The sequence below is a fragment of the Sphingobium sp. GW821-FHT02B05 genome (assembly GCF_059421905.1).
In genome coordinates this window covers 389339-407684 of the sequence record NZ_JBWKVW010000002.1, presented here as the reverse complement: position 1 = coordinate 407684, position 18346 = coordinate 389339, and the positions used below count along the sequence as shown (strand labels likewise).

The following is an 18346-nucleotide window of genomic DNA, read 5'->3' as shown; positions in this document are numbered from 1 at the left end:
ACGCCATGACCATCACCCGCATCGAAACCGGCCCGCGCATGAGCGAAATCGTCATTCACGGCGACACCGTCTATCTGGCCGGGCAGGTCGGCGAAGGCGACAGCGTCACCGCGCAGACCAAAAGCGCGCTGGAGGAGATCGAGCGGCTGCTGGGCCTGGCCGGCAGCGACAAGGCGCATATCCTGCGCGCCACCATCTGGATGGCCGACATGGCGGATTTCGAGGAAATGAATGCGGTCTGGGATGCCTGGATCGCCGATGTGCCCGCGCCCACCCGCGCGACCGGCGAAGCCAGATTGGCGACGCCCGATTACAAGGTGGAGATCATCATCATCGCGGCGGTCGCCTGATCCTTTCCGGTGAAAGAGGCGAAGGATAGAGGTTCAGCCGCCGCCATGGACAGCTTAACACGCTATCGCCGGATCGGCATCATCGGCACCGGCCGCGTCGCGCGCGCGATGGCGCTGGCTTTGCGCGCCCATTCGGCGGAACCGCCGCTGATCTGGGGCCGCGATCCCGCTCGCCTTGCCGTGTTGGTCGCGGCTGTTCCTGGCAGCGGCGCTGCATCCGGTCTGGTGGCGGTCGCGCAGCAGTGCGACCTGATCCTGATCGCGGTGTCGGATGATGCCATCGCCAACATCGTTACCGATCTTGCCGACTGCCTGCCCAATGGTGCCGCGCCCTTCATCCTGCATCTGAGCGGTCGGAGCGGCGCGGCATTGCTTGCGCCGTTGCAGCAGCGCGGCGCTCTGACGGCGGCGGTGCATCCGGCCATGACCTTCACTGGCGATCCCGTGCAGGAGCGCGCGCGCATGGTCGGTGCGACTTTCGTCATCACAGCTTCCGGCCCGGCCATCCTGGCCGCGCGGCAGCTGGTCGCCTTGCTGGGCGGCGTGGCGGAGCAGGTGGAGGAGGGGCAGCGCGCTCTCTATCATGCCGCGCTATGTCATGCGGCCAATCATCTGGTCACATTGATCGCCGGATCGCGCGATGCGCTGGCGGCGGCGGGCATTGCCGATCCCGCCGCGCTGCTGGGGCCATTGGCCCGCGCAGCGTTGGACAACAGCCTGGATCGCGGCATGGCGGCACTGTCCGGCCCCCTGTTGCGGGGCGATGCGGAGACGATCCATCGGCATCTTGCGGCGCTGTCTGCCGACCAGCCGCCCCTGTTGCCAGCCTATCGCGCCATGGCCGTCGCAACGCTCGATGCGCTGGGAAAAGATGGCCGATCTGTGTCTCCATCGTTGCGAACCATGTTGGACTGATCGGGCTGCTTGAAGCGGTCCTGCGCACTGGCTAATGCGACGAAATCGCAATCTGGAGCCGGCCGATCAAGCCTATCGATCTCAATCTGCTCATGACGCTCAGCATGCTGCTGCAAACCCGCAGCGTCAGCCGTTCGGCCCAGCGTCTGGGGCTGAGCCAGCCGACGGTCAGTCGCGCGCTTGGCCAGTTGCGTCTGATATTGTCTGATCCGCTGCTGGTGCGATCGGGTGGGGGGATGACATTGACCCAGCGCGGTGAGGAACTGGCCCAGCCACTGGAAGCCTGGCTGGCGATGAGCAGTGCCTTGCTGGAGCCAGCCAGTTTCGATCCCGCGCTGCTAAAGCGTGATTTTCGTGTGGCCGCGACCGATTATGGCGTCTTGTCGGTCGTATCGCCTGCGTTGAAGGCGATGGGAAGGGCGGCGCCTGGTTGCGGGATCGACATATCCGCTTTTTCCGGGGATATGTTCAAGAAGATGGCGTCCGGCGAATTGGACCTCATCATCTATGGCTTTGAGCCTGACCTGTCGCTCACTCATGCGCGCCACTTGTTCCGCGAAACGCAATCGCTGATCGTGCGGCGCGGTCATCCGATCACCGCGCGCGGACCGGACCGGCCGGTTTTGCTCGACGACTATCTGGCCTGGCCGCATGTTGCGGTCAAGGTGGGCGATCCCGATATCGACCATGTCCATTCCTGCCTGGGCGATCGGGCAGCGGAGCGGCAATTGGTGGCGCGGCTCCCCTATTTTTACGCCGCGCCGGATCTGATCGGCGCCACCGACGCCATATTGACCATGCCGACCCGTGCGGCACACCGTTTCGCCTCGTCGCATGGATTTGCCTGCCTGCCATCACCTGCCGAGATCCAGGGCTTCGACTATTGGATATTGTGGCATGAGCGCAGGGCGCGTGATCCTGCCACATTATGGCTGATCGATCAGCTGGCCGAAGCCGTCTGAACGATCATATCCGGCAAGTCCGCTATTCAAAATTGATATTTGGAATGATGGGAGTGATGCGACAAATGCAGCTGCGAAGCAATCGCATTTGAGAGTGCCGTCAAGGCGCCGGGGGACTTCCAAAAAACCATCATCGCCGGCCTGCGCTTCCTGTCGCAGCCTGATCCAAGGGCGTGTTCGCACGCCCGTCCAGTCGTTCAACCCAAGGACTTTCCATGAAGGCCCAGACCCTTTTGCGCGCCAGCAGCGCCCTTGCCGCCATTCTTTTTCCTGCTACCGCCCTTGCCGCCGATGTCACCGCCGACAGCGACCAGATCGTTGTGACCGCTGCGGGTCGCGAGCAGGAGGTGCGCGATGCGCCGGCCTCCATCACCGTCATCAATCGCGAGACGCTGGATCGCATGCCCTATCGCGAAGTCACCGATGCGCTGATGGAAGTGCCCGGCGTCACCGTCACGCCGGGCGAGGGCAATAGCCGTGATATCTCCATTCGCGGCATGGCACCGCAATATACGCTGATCCTGGTCGATGGTAAGCGGCTGTCCTCGCGCGAATCCCGCACCAACGGCGGCAATATCAGCGAAGGGGGCCAGCTGCCCCCGCTCGAAGCGATCGAGCGGATCGAGATTGTGCGCGGGCCGATGTCGTCCCTTTACGGATCGGATGCGATGGGCGGCGTCGTCAACATCATTACCCGTCGCATCGGCGGCGACTGGCGCGGCAGCGCGCGGATCAACGGCACGATGCAGCTGGGATCCGACTATGGCAATTTCGCCGACGGCAATTTCTATCTGTCCGGCCCGGTGACGAAGGGGGTCGGCATCCAGTTGCAGGGTGCGATCAACCGGCGCGAGGGCGACAAGGTGATCGGCGGCACACCCGAACGCCATGACGAAAGCCTGGCCGGCAAACTGGGCTTCGCGCTGAATGACAATCACGAAATCCTGCTGGAAGCGGGCTATTATCGCCAAAAGGTCACGCAGATTTCGGGCGAGACGATCGAGGCATCCGCCACCGCGCCCGCAGGCACGGTTAATATTCAGGATCAGCGACGCAAGGTCGGCTCCATCAGCCATAGCGGCAAATGGGGTTTCGCGACCTCGGAATCCTATATTCAATATGAGGATGCCGAAAACGTCACCGCGCAAAAGGAAGTGAAGAACACCGTCGCTCAGAGCCTCTGGGTAATTCCGCTGCCGTCCAACACGCTGACGCTGGGTGGCTTCTACCGCTATGAGGATCTGACCGACCTGACCGGCAACCTGCTTTCCGGTTCCACCACGACTGGCACCACCCGGACCAGCTGGGCCTTGTTCGCCGAGAATGAACTCAAGCTGCTCGATGGCCTGGCGCTGACCGGTGGCATCCGCATGGACAATGACGAACAATATGGCGTCCACTGGACCCCGCGCGTCTATGCTGTGTGGAACATAAACCCGGCGCTGACGCTCAAGGGCGGCTATTCGCAGGGGTTCCGCGCGCCCAGCCTGCGCCAGACCATCCCTGACTGGGGCCAGTCCAGCCGGGGTGGCACCATCTATGGCAATCCCGATCTGGAAGCGGAAACCAGCCGCACGATCGAGGCGGCGCTGCTCTTTTCGCGCGGCCGCTTCAACGCCAGCCTGACTGCCTATGATACGCGCTTCAATGACAAGATCACCCGCGTTACCTGTCTGGCGGCGGATGCCTGGTGCGTCGATGAACCGCTCAGTTCGATCGGCCGCCCGCCCACGACCTATGTCAATGTGGACAAGGCCAAGGTGCGCGGCATCGAAATCGCGGTCGATTTCCCGCTGACCGGTACGCTGCGGGTCAACGCGACCGGCACGCTTACCGATTCCGAACAACTAAGTGGCGCGGCGGCGGGCGCGGCGCTCAACGATACGCCCAAGCAGCAGGCCAGCGCTTCGCTGAACTGGAAGCCCGACCAGCGCCTGTCGGCCTATGCCCGCGCCGTCTATCGCGGCAAGGAAGCCGTGACCGAAGCACAGATTAGCGGCAGCAACATCTTCGCCGCCAGCTATACAGTGGTGGATATCGGCGCATCCTACAAGATCACGCCGGCCTTCACCGTCCATGGCGGCGTGCAGAACCTGTTCGACAAGCGGCTGGACTATGATGCGTCGGGCTATGTGATCGACCCGGCCCGCATCTGGATGGGCGTAGGCGTCCGCTTCTGATTTATGAAGGTGCTGCGCGTTCGTTGACGGGCGGCACCTTGTCATTCGCGTGCATCCTCTCTTGTATGGCGCGGCGCTGGCAAGCTATGCCGGTCCCAAACAGAGAAGGATGGATGCGTGGCCAGATCGCCGACGAATATGCTGAACAAGGCGAGTGGACGGGCCGGCGAAGCGGAGGAGACCCGCCTCAACATCTTGGACGTCGCCACATTGGAATTTGCCGACAAGGGGCTGAGCGGCGCGCGCATCGACGAAATCGCCGAACGGACCGATGCGTCCAAGCGGATGATCTATTATTATTTCGGCAGCAAGGAAGGCCTGTACCGCGCCGTTCTGGAGCGCGCCTATACGGCGGTGCGAGAAATAGACGCGGACAACACACGCAGCGACCTGGCTCCGGACGCTGCGCTGCGCGACGTCGTCGGTGCGACGTTCGACTATCATCATCAGCATCCCGAATTCGTCAGGCTCGTGATGAACGAAAATATCCTGCGCGGCGCGCATATCGGCGAAATTCCCGGCATCCGGGAACGCAATCGCAAGGTGGTGGAGCAGCTGCGCAACATATTGGCGCGCGGCGTCGCCAGCGGCCATTTCCGCGAAGGCATTGACCCGCTGGAATTGCACATGACGATCAGCGCGCTCTGCTTCTACAACGTCTCCAACCGCTATACGGTCTCCTACGGATTCGAACGCGACGTGACCGCGCCCAAGATATTGGCGCGGCGACGGGCCAATGTGGTCGATATCGTCGAAAGCTGGTGCCGCGCCTGAAGGGTGCCATATGGATTTTGACGAAGACTGATCAGGACAACGCCTTCCCGCTTGCGCGAAAGCGGAATGACGGTCCGCGAAAAGCGATACAGTCGCTGGCGCATCGTCATCGCGCTTGCCTTGCCCATCGCTGATGATATCAATGTACGAAATAGTTAGCACAAGAATCGCGAACGGGAGAGGATTATGCGCAAGCGGATCACGCTATCTTTGGGTCTGGCGCTGCTTGGGCCCACCATGCCGGCACAGGCTCAGCCGCCATCTCCTGCTACCGCCCCAGAACCCGCGCTCGGCGATCCGATGCCCGACCGCATCCTGACGCTGGCAAACGGCGTCACGGTCAATGCCGACATCGCCTATTCGACCATTTCGGGCTATCGCCCGATCATCCTCGATCTCTATCGCCCGGCACAGCAGAGCACGCCACAGCAGGCCGGGCTGCTTCCGCTGGTCATCTACATTCATGGTGGCGGCTGGGCGAACGGCCATACTCGCCAGTCGGGCGCATTCAGCGACTTTCCCGCCGTGCTGGCCGACCTGTCGGCGCGCGGCTATGTCGTCGCCTCGCTCGAATATCGCCTGTCGAAGGAAGCGCCTTTCCCGGCCGCGATCGACGATGTGCGCACCGCCATCCGCTATCTGCGCGCCAACGCGCAGCGCTTCGGGCTGGATGGCAACCACGTCGCCGTGTGGGGTGGCTCTGCCGGCGGCCAACTTGCTGCGCTCGCCGCGCTGCAATGCGGCAGCGCGGCGACCGGTGAGGACAAGAGCAATCTGGCTGAGAGCGATTGCGTGCAGGCGGGTGTCGGCTGGTATGGCGTCTATGATTTTGCGACCATGCCGCAGGCGATCGCCGGGGCGGAGAATGCCTATCTCGACTGCATAAAGCCTGATTGCCCGGCCGACCGCATCAAGGCCGCCAGCCCCGCCGCCCACGTCGATGCGAAGGATCCGCCGATGCTGCTGATCCACGGGACGGAGGACAAGGTCGTGCCCGCCGACCAGTCGCGCCAGTTGGCCGCTACGCTCAAGGCCGCCCGTGTCCCCGTCACGCTGGAGATCATCCCCGGCGTTGGCCATAGCTGGATCGGCGCGGATGCAGCGTCAACCCGCGCGGCGTCGCTGCGGGCGCTGGACCTGACCTTCCGCTTCTTCGACACGCAGCTCAAGGGCCGGAAATAATGCGCCGGCTGCTGCTGGCGCCCGGCGTATTTCTGGGCTTGTTCCTTTCATCGGCCGCGCCGGCGCAAATCGTCGCACGATCGGCCGGCGATCCCGTTCGCACCGATGCGGGCCTGGTTGATGGCAAGACGCTGGCGTCGGGCGTGCGCGCCTGGCTGGGTGTGCCCTTCGCCGCGCCGCCGGTGCGCGAGCTGCGCTGGCGCAATCCGCAACCGCATGCCCGTTGGAACGGCGTCTGGCATGCCGATCGCCCCGCGCCCGAATGTATCCAGCCGCTGCGCGCCCGCAACCTCAATCATTATTTTGGCGAGGAAGCGACCAGCGAGGATTGCCTCTACCTCAATATCTGGGCGCCGCCCGGCCCTGCGCCGGCGGGCGGCTATCCGGTCGTCACCTGGATCTATGGCGGCGGCTTCAATATCGGTTCCGCCTCCATGGCCAATTATGCGGGGGAGGCGCTGGCGGCCAAAGGGGTCGTCTATGTCGCCATCGCCTATCGCGTCGGGCCATTGGGCTTTCTCGCCCACCCGCAATTGAGCGCCGAAAATGGCGGTAGGTCGGGTAATTACGGCCTGAAGGATCAGGTGGCGGCGCTGCGCTGGATCAAGGCAAACATCGCCGGTTTCGGCGGCGATCCGGCCAATGTCACGATCGCGGGCCAATCTGCCGGATCGATGGCCGTTTCGCTGCTACAGGCTAGCCCCGCGACGAAGGGCCTGTTCCAGCGCGCCGTCGGCATGAGCGGTGGCGCCTTTGGCGGCGTCGGCGCCCCGGCACCGCTGAAGGAAGCGGAAGCCGAAGGGCTCGCCGTACAGGAAGCGCTGGGCGTCCAGTCGATCGATCAGATGCGCGACATGCCTGCCGACAAGCTGATCGCGCTCGCCGCGCCGGTCCGCCGCAGGGCGATCACCATCGATGGGGAGGTCGTGACGCAAACCCCCGCTGCCGCCTTTGCCGCCGGACGCCAGAATGACGTGCCGTTGCTGCTGGGCTTCACCCGCGACGAAAGTTTTCGGTCGCTCGGCCCCATTGCGTCGGTCGCCGATTATGAGACGGCCGTGCGCCGTGCCTTTCCTGCCATTGCCGCCGCGATCCTGAAACGCTATCCCGCCCATGATCTGCAAGAAGCGCAACGGCAAACGCGCGATATCGAGCGGGATTCCACCCTCAATATGCAGATGGCGCAATGGGCCGTCGGGCAGGCGGCCACCGGCAAGTCGCCCGTGCACGCCTATTTCTTCACCCGCGTCCACCCCTATCGCCCCGGTGTGACCTTCGCCGATCATGATCCGGCAACGGTGGGCGCCTATCATAGCGCCGATATCCCTTATTGGCTGGGGACGCTGGACAGCCTCAACCTGTTCCGCAAGACCCGCGATTGGACGCCGGTGGATCAGGCACTGTCGGCCGAGATGATGGATCATCTGGTCGCCTTCGCCCGCACCGGCAAGCCGGGCGCGAACTGGCCCGCCTTCATGCCTCGCAAGCCTGTGGTGCTGCAACTGGGCGAGACGCGCAGCGCCATTCCCTGGCCGCATTTCGCCGACTGGTCGTTGTTCGGCGATGCGCCCCCACCGGCCGAGCGGCCCAAGGTTCGGGATTGATGGCGATGACCAGAAGACGGGATGTCCTGACCGGCATCGGTGGCGCGATGGCTTTTTGGGCGGTGCCGGGACGGGCGGCCAATACGGACGCGCCCGGCCTGGACTTCGTCTATGAAGCGATCGTCACGCTGGAACCGACCGAAGAAATCGGCCCGACCCCGATCGGCACCCGCCGCCGCGTCCCGATTACCGGCGGCACTTTCTCCGGCCCGCGCATCCGGGGCACGGTGGTCGCCGGCGGCGCGGACTGGCAGTTGCAGCGTGCCGACAACTGGACCGTCATAGAGGCCGATTATATGATGCGCACTGATGATGGCACGCCCATCCATGTCCGCAATGTCGGCCTGACCAACAGCCGGGTGCCGGGCGCGGCGAACCGTTATCTGCGCACCGTCCCCAGTTTCGAAGCGCCGATCGGCCCGCACGACTGGCTCAATCAGGCGATCTTCATCGGCACGATCGGCCCGCCACCCGAAGACGCGCCCAAACCCGCCGTACGCATCCGGGTCTATCGCGTTTCATGAACCATCCTTCCATCCTGGCCGCCGCCGCTCTGGCGCTGACGGGCTGTGCGACCACATCGCCCATGCAGCGGGCCGACGAAGCCTGCGCGGCGACCGCGCAATTCAGTTTCGTGTGCGGCGCGAACAAGCCGGAAGACCTGGCCCATATCCCCGATACGCCCTGGATCGTCGCCAGCGGCTTTGCGACCGGGGCCGGGCTGAAACTGGTGGACAGCCGCACCCGACAGGCGCGCTTCTGGTTCACTGCCGCCGCCGATCAGGTGGCGCCAGACCCGGCCTATCCCGATTGCGCCACGCCGCCAGATCCGGCGCTTTTCACTGCGCGAGGTCTTAGCCTGCGCATGACCGGGCTGGGGCAGGGCAGGTTGCTGGTCGTCAATCATGGCGGGCGTGAAGCGATCGAGGTCTTCGCCATCGACGCGCGCGATGGCGCCGCGCCGCCGACCCTGCGCTGGCAGGGTTGCTTCGTCATGCCCGCCAGCCATGTCGCCAACGCCGTCGCCTCCTACAGCGACGGTACTGTGCTCGCCACGGTGCTCACGCATCCAGGCACCAGCATCACCGACTTCGTGCGCGGTCGCGCGACCGGCGGCGTCTATCAACGCGGCCCGCAGGATCGCGCCTTCCGCTTGCTGCCCGGCACCGAATTGCCGGGTAATAACGGGCTGGAAACAGCGCGCGACGACCGCGGCTTCTACGTCATCGCCTTCGGCCTGCGCGACGTCGTCGCCTATGCGCGGCAAGACACGCGCCATCCGCTCTGGCGCGCGCAGGCGCCCGAATTCATGCCCGACAATATCCATTGGGACGGCGACCGGCTGCTGCTCGCCGGCATGGTGCGTGATGAACCGGCCTGCGGCGGCCTGCGCAAGATCGTCAACGGCGTCGCTGACGGCATGCTCTGCCATCGCGGCTATGCCGTGGCGCAGCTCGACCCGGAAAGCCGCCGCTTTTCGCTGATCGCCTATGGCCCGCCCGATCCTGCCTTCAACGGCGTGTCGGCGGCCGTGCTGATCGGCAATGACCTCTGGCTCGGTTCCTATCAGGCCGACCGGATCGCCGTCCGCCGTCTGGCGAAAAATGGTATTAACTAGTTAGTACATTTCGCTTGCATGCTGCTCCTGTTGCGCGTAAATATGATTCTACAAGATCGGGAAACATATTCCGTCTTAGGGGGAGGATCGGGCCAGTCATGGGCCAGCGTAACATCTATATATTGAACGGCCCCAATCTCGACCATCTGGGCGTGCGAGAGCCGCATATCTACGGGTCCGAAACGCTTGCAGATGTCGAATCGGCCTGTCGGCGTGAGGCAGAAGGCTGGGACGCGAACCTGATTTTCCGCCAGACCAATGCCGAACATGAAATGGTCGGCTGGCTGCACGAAGCGCGGGTCGGTGCCATTGGCATCATACTTAACCCCGCCGCCTTTTCCTATGCGGGCTATGCCATGCTGGACGCGCTCAAGATGTGCGACTGCCCGATCGTGGAGGTTCATATTTCCAATATCCATCGCCGGGACGAGGAATGGCGTACCCGTTCCATCGTGACGCGCACTGCCACGGCCATTTTGTCAGGCATGGGGACGGACGGCTATGCGCTGGCCGTGCGTCATTTGCTCTTCCTCGATCAGCGGCGGAACGCGGCATGAAGGCGGCCGATCCTGCCGCGCTGTTGCGTCCCACCCGTGCGCGTATCGGCGTGCTGGCGCTCATCAGCGTCGCCACCCTGCTCAATTATATGGATCGCGCCGTCATGGGCGTGGCCGCGCCCTCGCTGACGGCCGAACTCAGGATTTCGCCGGAAATGATGGGTTTCATCTTTTCGGCTTTCTCCTGGACCTATGCCGCGTCACAAATTCCAGGCGGGCTGCTGCTCGACCGGCTCGGCACGCGCATTACTTATGCCGGGTCGCTGATCCTCTGGTCCTTCTTCACCTTGCTCCACGGCATAGCCGGCAATGTGGCAATGTTGTTCGGTTTCCGCCTGGCGCTGGGCATGGCGGAAGCACCTTGCTACCCGTGCAACAGCCGCATTCTCAGCAGTTGGTTCCCGCAGGATGAACGGGCGCGGGCCAATTCCGTCTATGCCGTGGGGCAATATGCGGGCCTGGCCTTCTTCGCGCCGGTCCTGTTCTGGGTCGTGGGCAGCTTCGGCTGGCGCGCCCTGTTTCTGATCGCCGGGGCGCTGGGCATGGCGTTCGGCCTGCTCATGTATGCCCGCTATCGCGATCCGGGCGAAAGCAGCCGCATCAACGCCGCCGAACTGGCCTATATCCAGGCGGGCGGCGGCCTGACCGTGACGAAGACGGACGAGAAAATTCCCTTTTCCTGGGCCAATGTGCGCAAGCTGATGAGCAAGCGCCAGATATTGGGCGCATCGATCGGCCAGTTTTGCGGCAATTCGACCCTGGTCTTTTTCCTGACCTGGTTCCCGACCTATCTGGCGACCGAGCGCGGCATGGATTGGCTGAAGTCCGGCACCTTCGCCGTGCTGCCCTATATCGCCGCATCGGCCGGCGTTTTGCTGGGCGGGCAAGTGTCCGATCTGCTGATCCGCCGCACCGGCTCCGCCAATATCGGCCGCAAGTTGCCGATCGTCGTCGGCCTGTTGCTGGCCTCCACCATCGTCGCGGCCAATTTCTTTCAGAGCAACACGCTGGTCATCGCCATCATGTCGATCGCTTTCTTCGGCCAGGGTATGGTCAATCTGGGCTGGACGCTGATTTCCGACGTCGCACCGCGCCAGTTTGTCGGCCTGACCGGCGGCGTCTTCAATCTGTGCGCCAATCTGGCGGGCATCGTGACGCCGATCGTGGTGGGCGTGATCGTGGGGCAGACCGGCTCCTTCTACGGCGCTTTGGCCTTCATCGGGGTGCTCGCGCTGGTCGGGGCCGCTGCTTATGTCTTCATCGTGGGGGATGTACGTCGAGTGGAAATGGACTGAACGACATTTGGACACAGCCATGTCGCCAAAGCGCTCGGACGTCGGGAAATGGCTGTCAGCTCCTGGAACGCCAGGAGCAAATGAGAGTGAGGACATCATCCGATGAAATAGGGTCGGATGATGATCCAAAGGCCAATAGAGCCTCTGGTCGCGCAAGATTATGTACGAACTAGTTAGTAATAAAAATGGGAGGATGGAATGAAGACAGGTTTCACCATGCAGTTGCGCCTGGGCGGATCGCTTGCCGCGATCGCCTTGAGCGCCTGCGTATCGCCGCTTTGGGCGCAGGATCAGGCCGCACCGGCGGAGGCGGCCGCCGCCGCGCTGGCCCCGCAGGCCACTGACGCCGCCGCGCAGCAGAATGCGGACATCGTCGTCACCGGATCGCTGATCGCCCGCCCGAACAATGTCGCGGTCAGCCCGATCGTCACCGTGTCTGACGAACTGGTGCAGCAGAGCGGCCAGATCACGCTCGAAGATTCGCTGAACCAGCTGCCGGGCTTCACCCCATCGGGCAATGCCGGGACCGGCGGGCAGGGCGCGGGTGGCCGCGCTACGCTCAACCTGCGTGGCCTTGGTTCCAACCGCAACCTCGTCCTCCTCGACGGCCGCCGCCTGCCGCTGTCGGACATTAACGGCAATGTCGACATCAACATCCTGCCGGAATCGATCATCGGTTCGGTGGATGTCATCACCGGTGGTGCGTCGGCCATCTACGGGTCTGACGCCATGTCCGGCGTGGTCAATTTCAAGACCGACAAATATTTCGATGGCATCCGCGCCGATATCCAGAACGGCAACAGCTTCCGTGGCGATTATGGCAAGTTCAACGCCTCGCTCGCGCTGGGCACCAAATTCGCCGACGATCGCGGCCGACTGATGCTGGCGTTAAGCTACGGCCAGCGCGATCCGCTCTCCGGTTCGCAGCGCGGCTTCTTCTCTGACAAGGTGCCGTCTTCCTTCATCGGCACCGGCACCTTCGTGCCCAACGCGCTCAACCTGCCCAGCCAGGCGGCTCTGAATGGCGTCTTTGCCCGATATGGCGTCACCACGCCCATCAACCGGACATTGAACCTGGGCTTCAACAATGACGGCTCGCTGTTCGTCCAGACCGGCGCTGTCAATTACAAGGGGCCGCGCGATGGCGCCTATGCCGTGGTCGGCGGCAATGTCCGCATGCCGGTCGGCCCGCAGCTTCAGGTTCTAAATGCCTTCGAACGCAAGTCCGCCTTTGCCAAGGGCGAATTCGACCTGACGGAATCGCTGACTGCTTATGGCCAGTTCCTTTATGTCGATTCCACCGTCACCACTGAAGCGGGCGGCAGCCTGACGCAATTCGCGCCCTTCACCACCATTCCGGTCACCAACCCCTTCATCCCCAATGACCTGCGCACGCTGCTGGCCTCTCGCACCGATCCGAACGCGCCGTTCCGCTGGAGCGCCCGCTATGTCGGGATCGGCGACAAGGGCTGGGACGAAAATTACAAGGTGCAGCAATATCTGGGCGGCCTGAAGGGCACGATTGCGGGGTCGTGGAAGTTCGACGGCTTCGTCGCCTATGACGAAACGGTCCATAATCAGTCGATGTTCAACGCCGTGCTGAAATCGCGCGTCCAGAACCTGCTCAATGCGGCCGACGGCGGCGCGTCGCTGTGCGCGGGCGGCTATAATCCCTTTGGCATCATCAACGCGACCAGCCTGTCGCGCGCGTGCCAGCAATATATGACCGCCACCATCAACAGCCGCGAACGGCTGACCCAGACGCAGGTTCAGGGTCAGGTCAACGGCCCGCTGTTCGACCTGCCGGCCGGTCCCGTGCAACTGGCGCTGCTCGCCGGGTATCGAAAAAACACGTATAAATATGATCCCAGCCCCGATCTCGTGTCGAACAATGTCGAATCCGTCGTCGGTTCCAATCCGGCGCAGGGCGACATCAGCGTCAAGGAATTCGCCGCGCAGATCGACGTGCCGCTGCTGTCGGACACGCCCTTCTTTCATGAACTGGGCGTCGGCGCGGCCTTCCGCTATTCGGACTATAATACGACCGGCAGCGTGAAGAGTTACGAATTTGATGCCCGCTGGCAGCCGGTGGATGCGCTGCTGATCCGCGGCAGCTACCAGCGCGCGGTGCGGGCGCCCAATATTGGTGAGCTTTTCTCGCCCGTAACCGGATCGCAGCTGGCGATCGGCACGCCGCCCGCCGCCATTGGCGATCCTTGCGACGTCCGTTCTGCGGCTCGGACCGGGGCCAATGGTGCGCAGGTGCGTGGCCTCTGCCTGGCGCAGGGCATCCCCGCCGCGGCGATCGACGCCTATCAGTTCGCCACCACCGCCACGGGCGGCAATATTCAGGGCAACAGCGCATTGACACCGGAAAAGGCGAACACCTTCAATGTCGGTTTCGTCTTCAATCCGAAGCTGTCGTCGCCCTGGCTGTCGGGCTTCTCCTTCTCGGTCGACTATTATAATATCAAGATCAGCAACGTCATCTCGACCATCAATGGCCTGACCGTCCTTGCAAAATGCTATAATCTGGATGGATCGAACAGCAGCTATTCCAACAGCAACGAATTCTGCCAGTTGGTCGAGCGCGATCCGACCGGTCAGCTGGTCGCCATCGCTCAGCCTTATCTGAACCTGGGCGCGCTCGACACTGACGGCGTCGATATGCAGGTCAACTGGTCGCTCAAACTGTCCGACGCCGGTATTGGTGACGGCTCGGGCAAAATCTATGCCTCGTCCGCCATCGGCTGGCTGAACCATTACAAGGTTCAGACCCTGCCCGGCACTGCGGCGCAGGATTTCGTCGGCACCAGCACGCCGGGCCGCCCGCTGCCCAAGTGGAAAGCGCTGACGACCGTTGGCTACAGCTCCGATGTCTTCGGCATCGGCCTGCGCTGGCGCTATCAGGGCAAGCTGCGCGACATCAGCGCAATCACCACGCCAGCGGCGGAACAAGTCGGGGTGAAGCCCTATAATCTGTTCGATGTCTTCTCCACGCTGGACATCAACGACAATATGCAGCTGCGCGGTGGCATCACCAACCTGTTCGACAAGGGCATTCCCTTCGTCGCCAGTTCGCAGAACGGTACCGATGCCGGCACCTACGACATGGTCGGCCGGTCTTTCTATGTAGGCGCGAAGTTCAAATTCTGATCTCTCCGCCTGTCCCGCCGCTCGGCCTATCGGGCGGCGGGGATATTTTCTCCCAATCGGATGATCTCACATTGACCCAGCCTCGTTCCGTCCCCGCCCGCTACCTGACTGGCCTGATCGGGCGGGATATTCAGGCATCCCTGACGCCCCGCCTGCATGAAAGTGAGGCAGATGCGCAGGGCGTCCGCTTGATCTATCGCCTCTTCGATTTCGCGGCCGACGGCATGGACGGCCATGATCTGCCCCGCCTGCTCGACGCGCTGCAACTGGCCGGCTTTGCCGGCGTCAACGTTACCCATCCCTATAAGCAGGCAGTCATCTCTCATCTCGACGACCTCTCGCCCCAGGCGGCGCAGATCGGGTCGGTCAATACCGTCGTCTTCCGCGATGGTCGACGGATCGGTTACAATACGGACGTCACCGGCTTTGCCGAAAATCTCCGCTCCGGCCTGCCGCACGGCGCCGCCACCACCCGCGTGGTGCAGATGGGCGCCGGAGGGGCAGGGGCAGCGACGGCCCATGCGCTGATGGAACTAGGCGTGGCGGAACTGACCCTGTTCGATTCCGACTTGAATCGCGCAACCGCTCTGGCGGAAGCGCTCTGTGTCGCCCATGGCGCCGGTCGCGCGATCGTGGGGCGGGATCTTGCCGCGGCGATCGCGCAGGCGGACGGCATCGTCAACGCGACCCCCATGGGCATGGCCGTCCATCCCGGATCAGCCATTCCGCGCACCTTGCTCGAACCCCGGCTATGGGTGACCGACATCGTCTATTTCCCGCTGGAAACCCAATTGCTCCGCGAAGCAAGGGAGGTCGGTTGCACCGCGCTCGACGGGAGCGGCATGACCATTTTCCAGGCAGTGGGCGCCTTCGGGCATTTTACCGGCCTGACCGCCGATCCCGCCCGCATGCGCGGGAATTTCCATGCCGCGCTTGCGGGCTGACCACATAAGGAGAGGCAAGCCATGACCCTGCAATTCGGCATCGCCACGGTGTCCTTGAGCGGCACGCTGGAGGAAAAGCTGCGCGCCGCGGCGGCCGCCGGTTTCGACGGGGTGGAGATTTTCGAGAATGACCTGATCGCCTCGCCTCTACGCCCGCGCGAAGTGCGCGCAATGCTGGACGATCTCGGCCTCTCGTGCATGCTGTACCAGCCCTTCCGTGATTTTGAGGGGATGCCGGGCGCCATGCGCCAGCGCGCCTTCGACCGGGCGGCGGCCAAGTTTGATCTTATGGGCGAACTGGGCGCTCGCCATATCCTTGTCTGTTCCAACTGCTCGCCCCATGCGCTGGGCGAACGCAACCGCATCGTTGCCGATTTTCAGCAATTGGGCGAATTGGCCGCCAGCCATGACATCATCGTTGGCTATGAGGCATTGGCCTGGGGCCGGCATGTCTTCGACCATCGCGACGCATGGTCCATCGTGGAACAGGTCGATCATCCCAATGTCGGTATCATCCTCGACAGTTTCCATTCCCTGTCGCGCGGCATCCCCAGCGACAGCATCCGCGCCATTCCCGGCGACAAGATCGCCTTCGTCCAGTTGGCCGACGCGCCGAAACTGGACATGGACCTGCTCTACTGGAGCCGCCATTTCCGCAACTTTCCAGGGCAGGGGGGTCTTCCCGTCGAAGCCTATGTCGCCGAGATATTGGCGACCGGCTACACAGGACCGCTCTCGCTCGAAATCTTCAACGATCGTTTTCGGGGTTGGTCGGCGGGCCTGATCGCGGCCGACGGGTTGCGCTCGCTACGTCATGTTGAGGATGCGGCGCTGCGGTTGCTGGATCGCTCTGCCGACGCGCCCGCACCGCCGCCCCATGTCCGGCCCGAATTCGTCGAATTTGCGGTAGGCGACGACGATGTTCCGGCGCTCGAACGCATGTTCGGCTCACTGGGTTTCGTGCGCACCGGCATCCACCGGACCAAAGCGGTCAGTCGCTGGCAGGCGGGCTCGGTCAATCTGGTCGTCAATGCGCAGGGGGAAGGCTTCGGCCATGATTTCCGCGTCGCCCATGGCCCGTCCATCTGTGCCGTGGGACTGGTGGTCCCTGACCGCGATGCCGTCGCTGCACGCGCGGCGCATCTTAGCATTGGCACGGTGGACGATGGTGATGCGCCCGGCAACCTCGCCTTTCCCGCATTGCGCGGCATTGGCGGCAGTCTGGTCTATCTCATCGGGGCGGATGAGGTCGATGCCATGTGGGATGGCGAGTTTGCGCCCACGGGCGCGCCCATCGACGAGACACCGCTATCCATCGACCATCTTGCCGCGGTCGTGCGGATCGAGGAATATTTGTCCTGGCAACTCTATTGGCGCTCGCTCTTTGGCTTGCAACAAAGTTTCCAGGCGGATGTGATCGACCCGTCGGGCCTGGTTCTCAGCCAGCCTCTGCAATCGGCCGACGGCGCGCTGCGGGTCACGCTCAATGCATCCGAAGCGCTCGGTACCCTGTCGTCGCGCTTCGTCGAGCATAATGTCGGTGGCGGCTATCAGCATATTGCACTCGCCACGCCGGACTTGCTGGCACGGACGGCAAATATGGCGCGAAGCGGTGCAGAGATACTGCCGGTTCCCGCCAACTATCATGACGATGTCGCGGCGCGCTTCGGGCTTGACGATCATCGGCGCGAAGCATTGGCGCAAGCCAACATCTTCTATGATGCCGATGGCACTGGCGGCGACTATCTCCAACTCTACAGCCGCGCCTTCCACAAGCGCTTCTTCTTCGAATTTGTCGAACGCCACGATTATGAAGGCTATGGCGCGCCCAATGCCAGCATCCGTCTGGCATCGCAGGAACGCTATAAATATGCGCCGCTCGATCCGGGCTGACAGGGCATAAACGGCCTGACAGGCGCTGCATCCTTATGGCATGCAGCGCCTATGCTCATCAGGTGCTGGTGCCGGCCTCAGCCTTGATGCCCAGCTTCTTGCGTGGTGCTTTCGGTGCAACCGGCGCCTTGGCAGCGGCGCTTTTCGGTTTGGCTGTCTCTGCGGCGACAGGTGCAGCCTTTGCCGCTACGTCCGCCTTGGGCTTGCCCGCAACCTTGGCCGCTTTCCTGGCTTCGGGCTTTGCCGCCGGGGTTTCGGCAACGACAGGCGCGCTGGCCGGCGCTTTTGCGCTCGCCTTTTTCTTCGGGGCGGCGGGCTTGGCTGGTTTTTCGGCATCGGCTTTAGGTGCCGCAGCTGCCTTCGCCTTGACGGCTGGGGTTGCAGGCTTGGCTCCGTTGGCGGCCGCCGCAGCGGCGACCCGCGCCTGCGTACCGCGCTGTCCCAAGCTCAGCTTTTGCGCCACGGCGCGGCGCTGGTCCGAATAGGCCTGCGCCACCATCGGATAGCTTTCGGGCAGGCCATAGCGCGCACGATAGTCGGCCGGAGTCAGGCCATGCGTCGCCAGATGGCGCTTCAGCGTCTTGTAAGGGCGGCCATCGATCAGGCTGAGAATATGGTCGCGCGACGCAATGCTCTTGCGCACGCTCACGGCGGGCACATGCTCGATCGCTTCCGGTTCGGCCGGAACAGTGTCTGCTATCAACGCAGCACGGGTCGACTGAATCAATATTGCCAGATCTTCGCTTGCGACCCTATTGTTGGCAACATAAGCGCTCAACAACTGTACGGTCAGGCTCGTATAATCGGGCTGTTCAGTATCGGCCATATTGATATCCTATGCAGACAATTCGGCCCTGAAAGATCCGACATCATATGCGGGCCGCCTGTCCTTTTGCCGCCATCTGTCGCAGTTGTC

15 protein-coding genes are annotated in these 18346 nt (G+C 63.3%); 14 read left to right on the top strand and 1 reads right to left on the bottom strand.

Annotation, left to right across the window (positions count from 1 at the left end; translation table 11 throughout):
• Positions 1 to 5 precede the first annotated feature (5 nt).
• The 14 genes from AC07UX_RS11550 (at position 6) to AC07UX_RS11485 (ending at position 17430) form a co-directional block, all read left to right on the top strand.
• Entirely contained in the window at positions 6 to 350 is a 345-nt protein-coding gene (locus AC07UX_RS11550) for a RidA family protein (RefSeq protein WP_495192145.1), read from the top strand.
• A 45-nt stretch (positions 351 to 395) separates the two neighbouring features.
• Positions 396 to 1265, top strand: a complete 870-nt coding sequence (locus AC07UX_RS11545) for a Rossmann-like and DUF2520 domain-containing protein (RefSeq protein ID WP_495192144.1) — start codon at positions 396 to 398, stop codon at positions 1263 to 1265.
• Positions 1266 to 1357: 92 nt separating this feature from the next.
• The gene (locus tag AC07UX_RS11540; protein ID WP_495192143.1) at positions 1358 to 2227 is read left to right on the top strand and encodes a LysR family transcriptional regulator; all 870 of its coding nucleotides are present in this window, start codon (positions 1358 to 1360) and stop codon (positions 2225 to 2227) included.
• Positions 2228 to 2442: 215 nt separating this feature from the next.
• Positions 2443 to 4407, top strand: a complete 1965-nt coding sequence (locus tag AC07UX_RS11535) for a TonB-dependent receptor domain-containing protein (protein ID WP_495192142.1) — start codon at positions 2443 to 2445, stop codon at positions 4405 to 4407.
• A gap of 117 nt (positions 4408 to 4524) precedes the next feature.
• Positions 4525 to 5181 carry a TetR/AcrR family transcriptional regulator gene (locus AC07UX_RS11530; RefSeq protein WP_495192141.1) on the top strand — a complete coding sequence of 219 codons (657 nt, stop codon included), beginning with the start codon at positions 4525 to 4527 and terminating at the stop codon, positions 5179 to 5181.
• A 186-nt stretch (positions 5182 to 5367) separates the two neighbouring features.
• Complete coding sequence (locus AC07UX_RS11525) at positions 5368 to 6363, top strand: alpha/beta fold hydrolase (protein ID WP_495192140.1); 996 nt, start codon at positions 5368 to 5370, stop codon at positions 6361 to 6363.
• Positions 6363 to 7967: a carboxylesterase/lipase family protein gene (locus AC07UX_RS11520; protein ID WP_495192139.1), complete on the top strand. Its 1605-nt coding sequence runs from the start codon at positions 6363 to 6365 to the stop codon at positions 7965 to 7967. Before AC07UX_RS11525 ends, AC07UX_RS11520 begins: the two co-directional genes overlap by 1 nt.
• 5 nt (positions 7968 to 7972) lie before the next feature.
• Positions 7973 to 8491, top strand: coding sequence for a DUF3237 family protein (locus AC07UX_RS11515; protein ID WP_495192138.1), 519 nt, complete (start codon positions 7973 to 7975; stop codon positions 8489 to 8491).
• Positions 8488 to 9585, top strand: a complete 1098-nt coding sequence (locus tag AC07UX_RS11510) for a hypothetical protein (RefSeq protein ID WP_495192137.1) — start codon at positions 8488 to 8490, stop codon at positions 9583 to 9585. The genes AC07UX_RS11515 and AC07UX_RS11510 overlap by 4 nt, the downstream gene beginning before the upstream one ends.
• Positions 9586 to 9683: 98 nt before the next feature.
• Entirely contained in the window at positions 9684 to 10142 is a 459-nt protein-coding gene (locus AC07UX_RS11505; RefSeq protein ID WP_495192136.1) for a type II 3-dehydroquinate dehydratase, read from the top strand.
• Complete coding sequence (locus AC07UX_RS11500) at positions 10139 to 11437, top strand: MFS transporter (protein ID WP_495192135.1); 1299 nt, start codon at positions 10139 to 10141, stop codon at positions 11435 to 11437. Before AC07UX_RS11505 ends, AC07UX_RS11500 begins: the two co-directional genes overlap by 4 nt.
• A gap of 198 nt (positions 11438 to 11635) precedes the next feature.
• Positions 11636 to 14593 carry a TonB-dependent receptor domain-containing protein gene (locus AC07UX_RS11495; protein WP_495192134.1) on the top strand — a complete coding sequence of 986 codons (2958 nt, stop codon included), beginning with the start codon at positions 11636 to 11638 and terminating at the stop codon, positions 14591 to 14593.
• Between the two features lie 71 nt (positions 14594 to 14664).
• Positions 14665 to 15537, top strand: a complete 873-nt coding sequence (locus AC07UX_RS11490) for a shikimate dehydrogenase (protein WP_495192133.1) — start codon at positions 14665 to 14667, stop codon at positions 15535 to 15537.
• A gap of 21 nt (positions 15538 to 15558) precedes the next feature.
• Positions 15559 to 17430, top strand: coding sequence for a bifunctional sugar phosphate isomerase/epimerase/4-hydroxyphenylpyruvate dioxygenase family protein (locus tag AC07UX_RS11485; protein ID WP_495192132.1), 1872 nt, complete (start codon positions 15559 to 15561; stop codon positions 17428 to 17430).
• Between the two features lie 58 nt (positions 17431 to 17488).
• On the opposite strand, the gene AC07UX_RS11480 is transcribed toward AC07UX_RS11485, so the two are convergent.
• Positions 17489 to 18256, bottom strand: coding sequence for a Ros/MucR family transcriptional regulator (locus tag AC07UX_RS11480; RefSeq protein WP_495192131.1), 768 nt, complete (start codon positions 18254 to 18256; stop codon positions 17489 to 17491).
• Positions 18257 to 18346: the final 90 nt, after the last annotated feature.

Coding starts and splice junctions, on each gene's coding strand:
- AC07UX_RS11540 (WP_495192143.1), top strand. CDS start 1,358: ATGACGCTCAGCATGCTGCTGCAAACCCGCAGCGTCAGCCGTTCGGCC.
- AC07UX_RS11495 (WP_495192134.1), top strand. CDS start 11,636: ATGAAGACAGGTTTCACCATGCAGTTGCGCCTGGGCGGATCGCTTGCC.
- AC07UX_RS11485 (WP_495192132.1), top strand. CDS start 15,559: ATGACCCTGCAATTCGGCATCGCCACGGTGTCCTTGAGCGGCACGCTG.
- AC07UX_RS11480 (WP_495192131.1), bottom strand. CDS start 18,256: ATGGCCGATACTGAACAGCCCGATTATACGAGCCTGACCGTACAGTTG.
- AC07UX_RS11525 (WP_495192140.1), top strand. CDS start 5,368: ATGCGCAAGCGGATCACGCTATCTTTGGGTCTGGCGCTGCTTGGGCCC.
- AC07UX_RS11545 (WP_495192144.1), top strand. CDS start 396: ATGGACAGCTTAACACGCTATCGCCGGATCGGCATCATCGGCACCGGC.
- AC07UX_RS11510 (WP_495192137.1), top strand. CDS start 8,488: ATGAACCATCCTTCCATCCTGGCCGCCGCCGCTCTGGCGCTGACGGGC.
- AC07UX_RS11550 (WP_495192145.1), top strand. CDS start 6: ATGACCATCACCCGCATCGAAACCGGCCCGCGCATGAGCGAAATCGTC.
- AC07UX_RS11505 (WP_495192136.1), top strand. CDS start 9,684: ATGGGCCAGCGTAACATCTATATATTGAACGGCCCCAATCTCGACCAT.
- AC07UX_RS11515 (WP_495192138.1), top strand. CDS start 7,973: ATGACCAGAAGACGGGATGTCCTGACCGGCATCGGTGGCGCGATGGCT.
- AC07UX_RS11535 (WP_495192142.1), top strand. CDS start 2,443: ATGAAGGCCCAGACCCTTTTGCGCGCCAGCAGCGCCCTTGCCGCCATT.
- AC07UX_RS11500 (WP_495192135.1), top strand. CDS start 10,139: ATGAAGGCGGCCGATCCTGCCGCGCTGTTGCGTCCCACCCGTGCGCGT.
- AC07UX_RS11520 (WP_495192139.1), top strand. CDS start 6,363: ATGCGCCGGCTGCTGCTGGCGCCCGGCGTATTTCTGGGCTTGTTCCTT.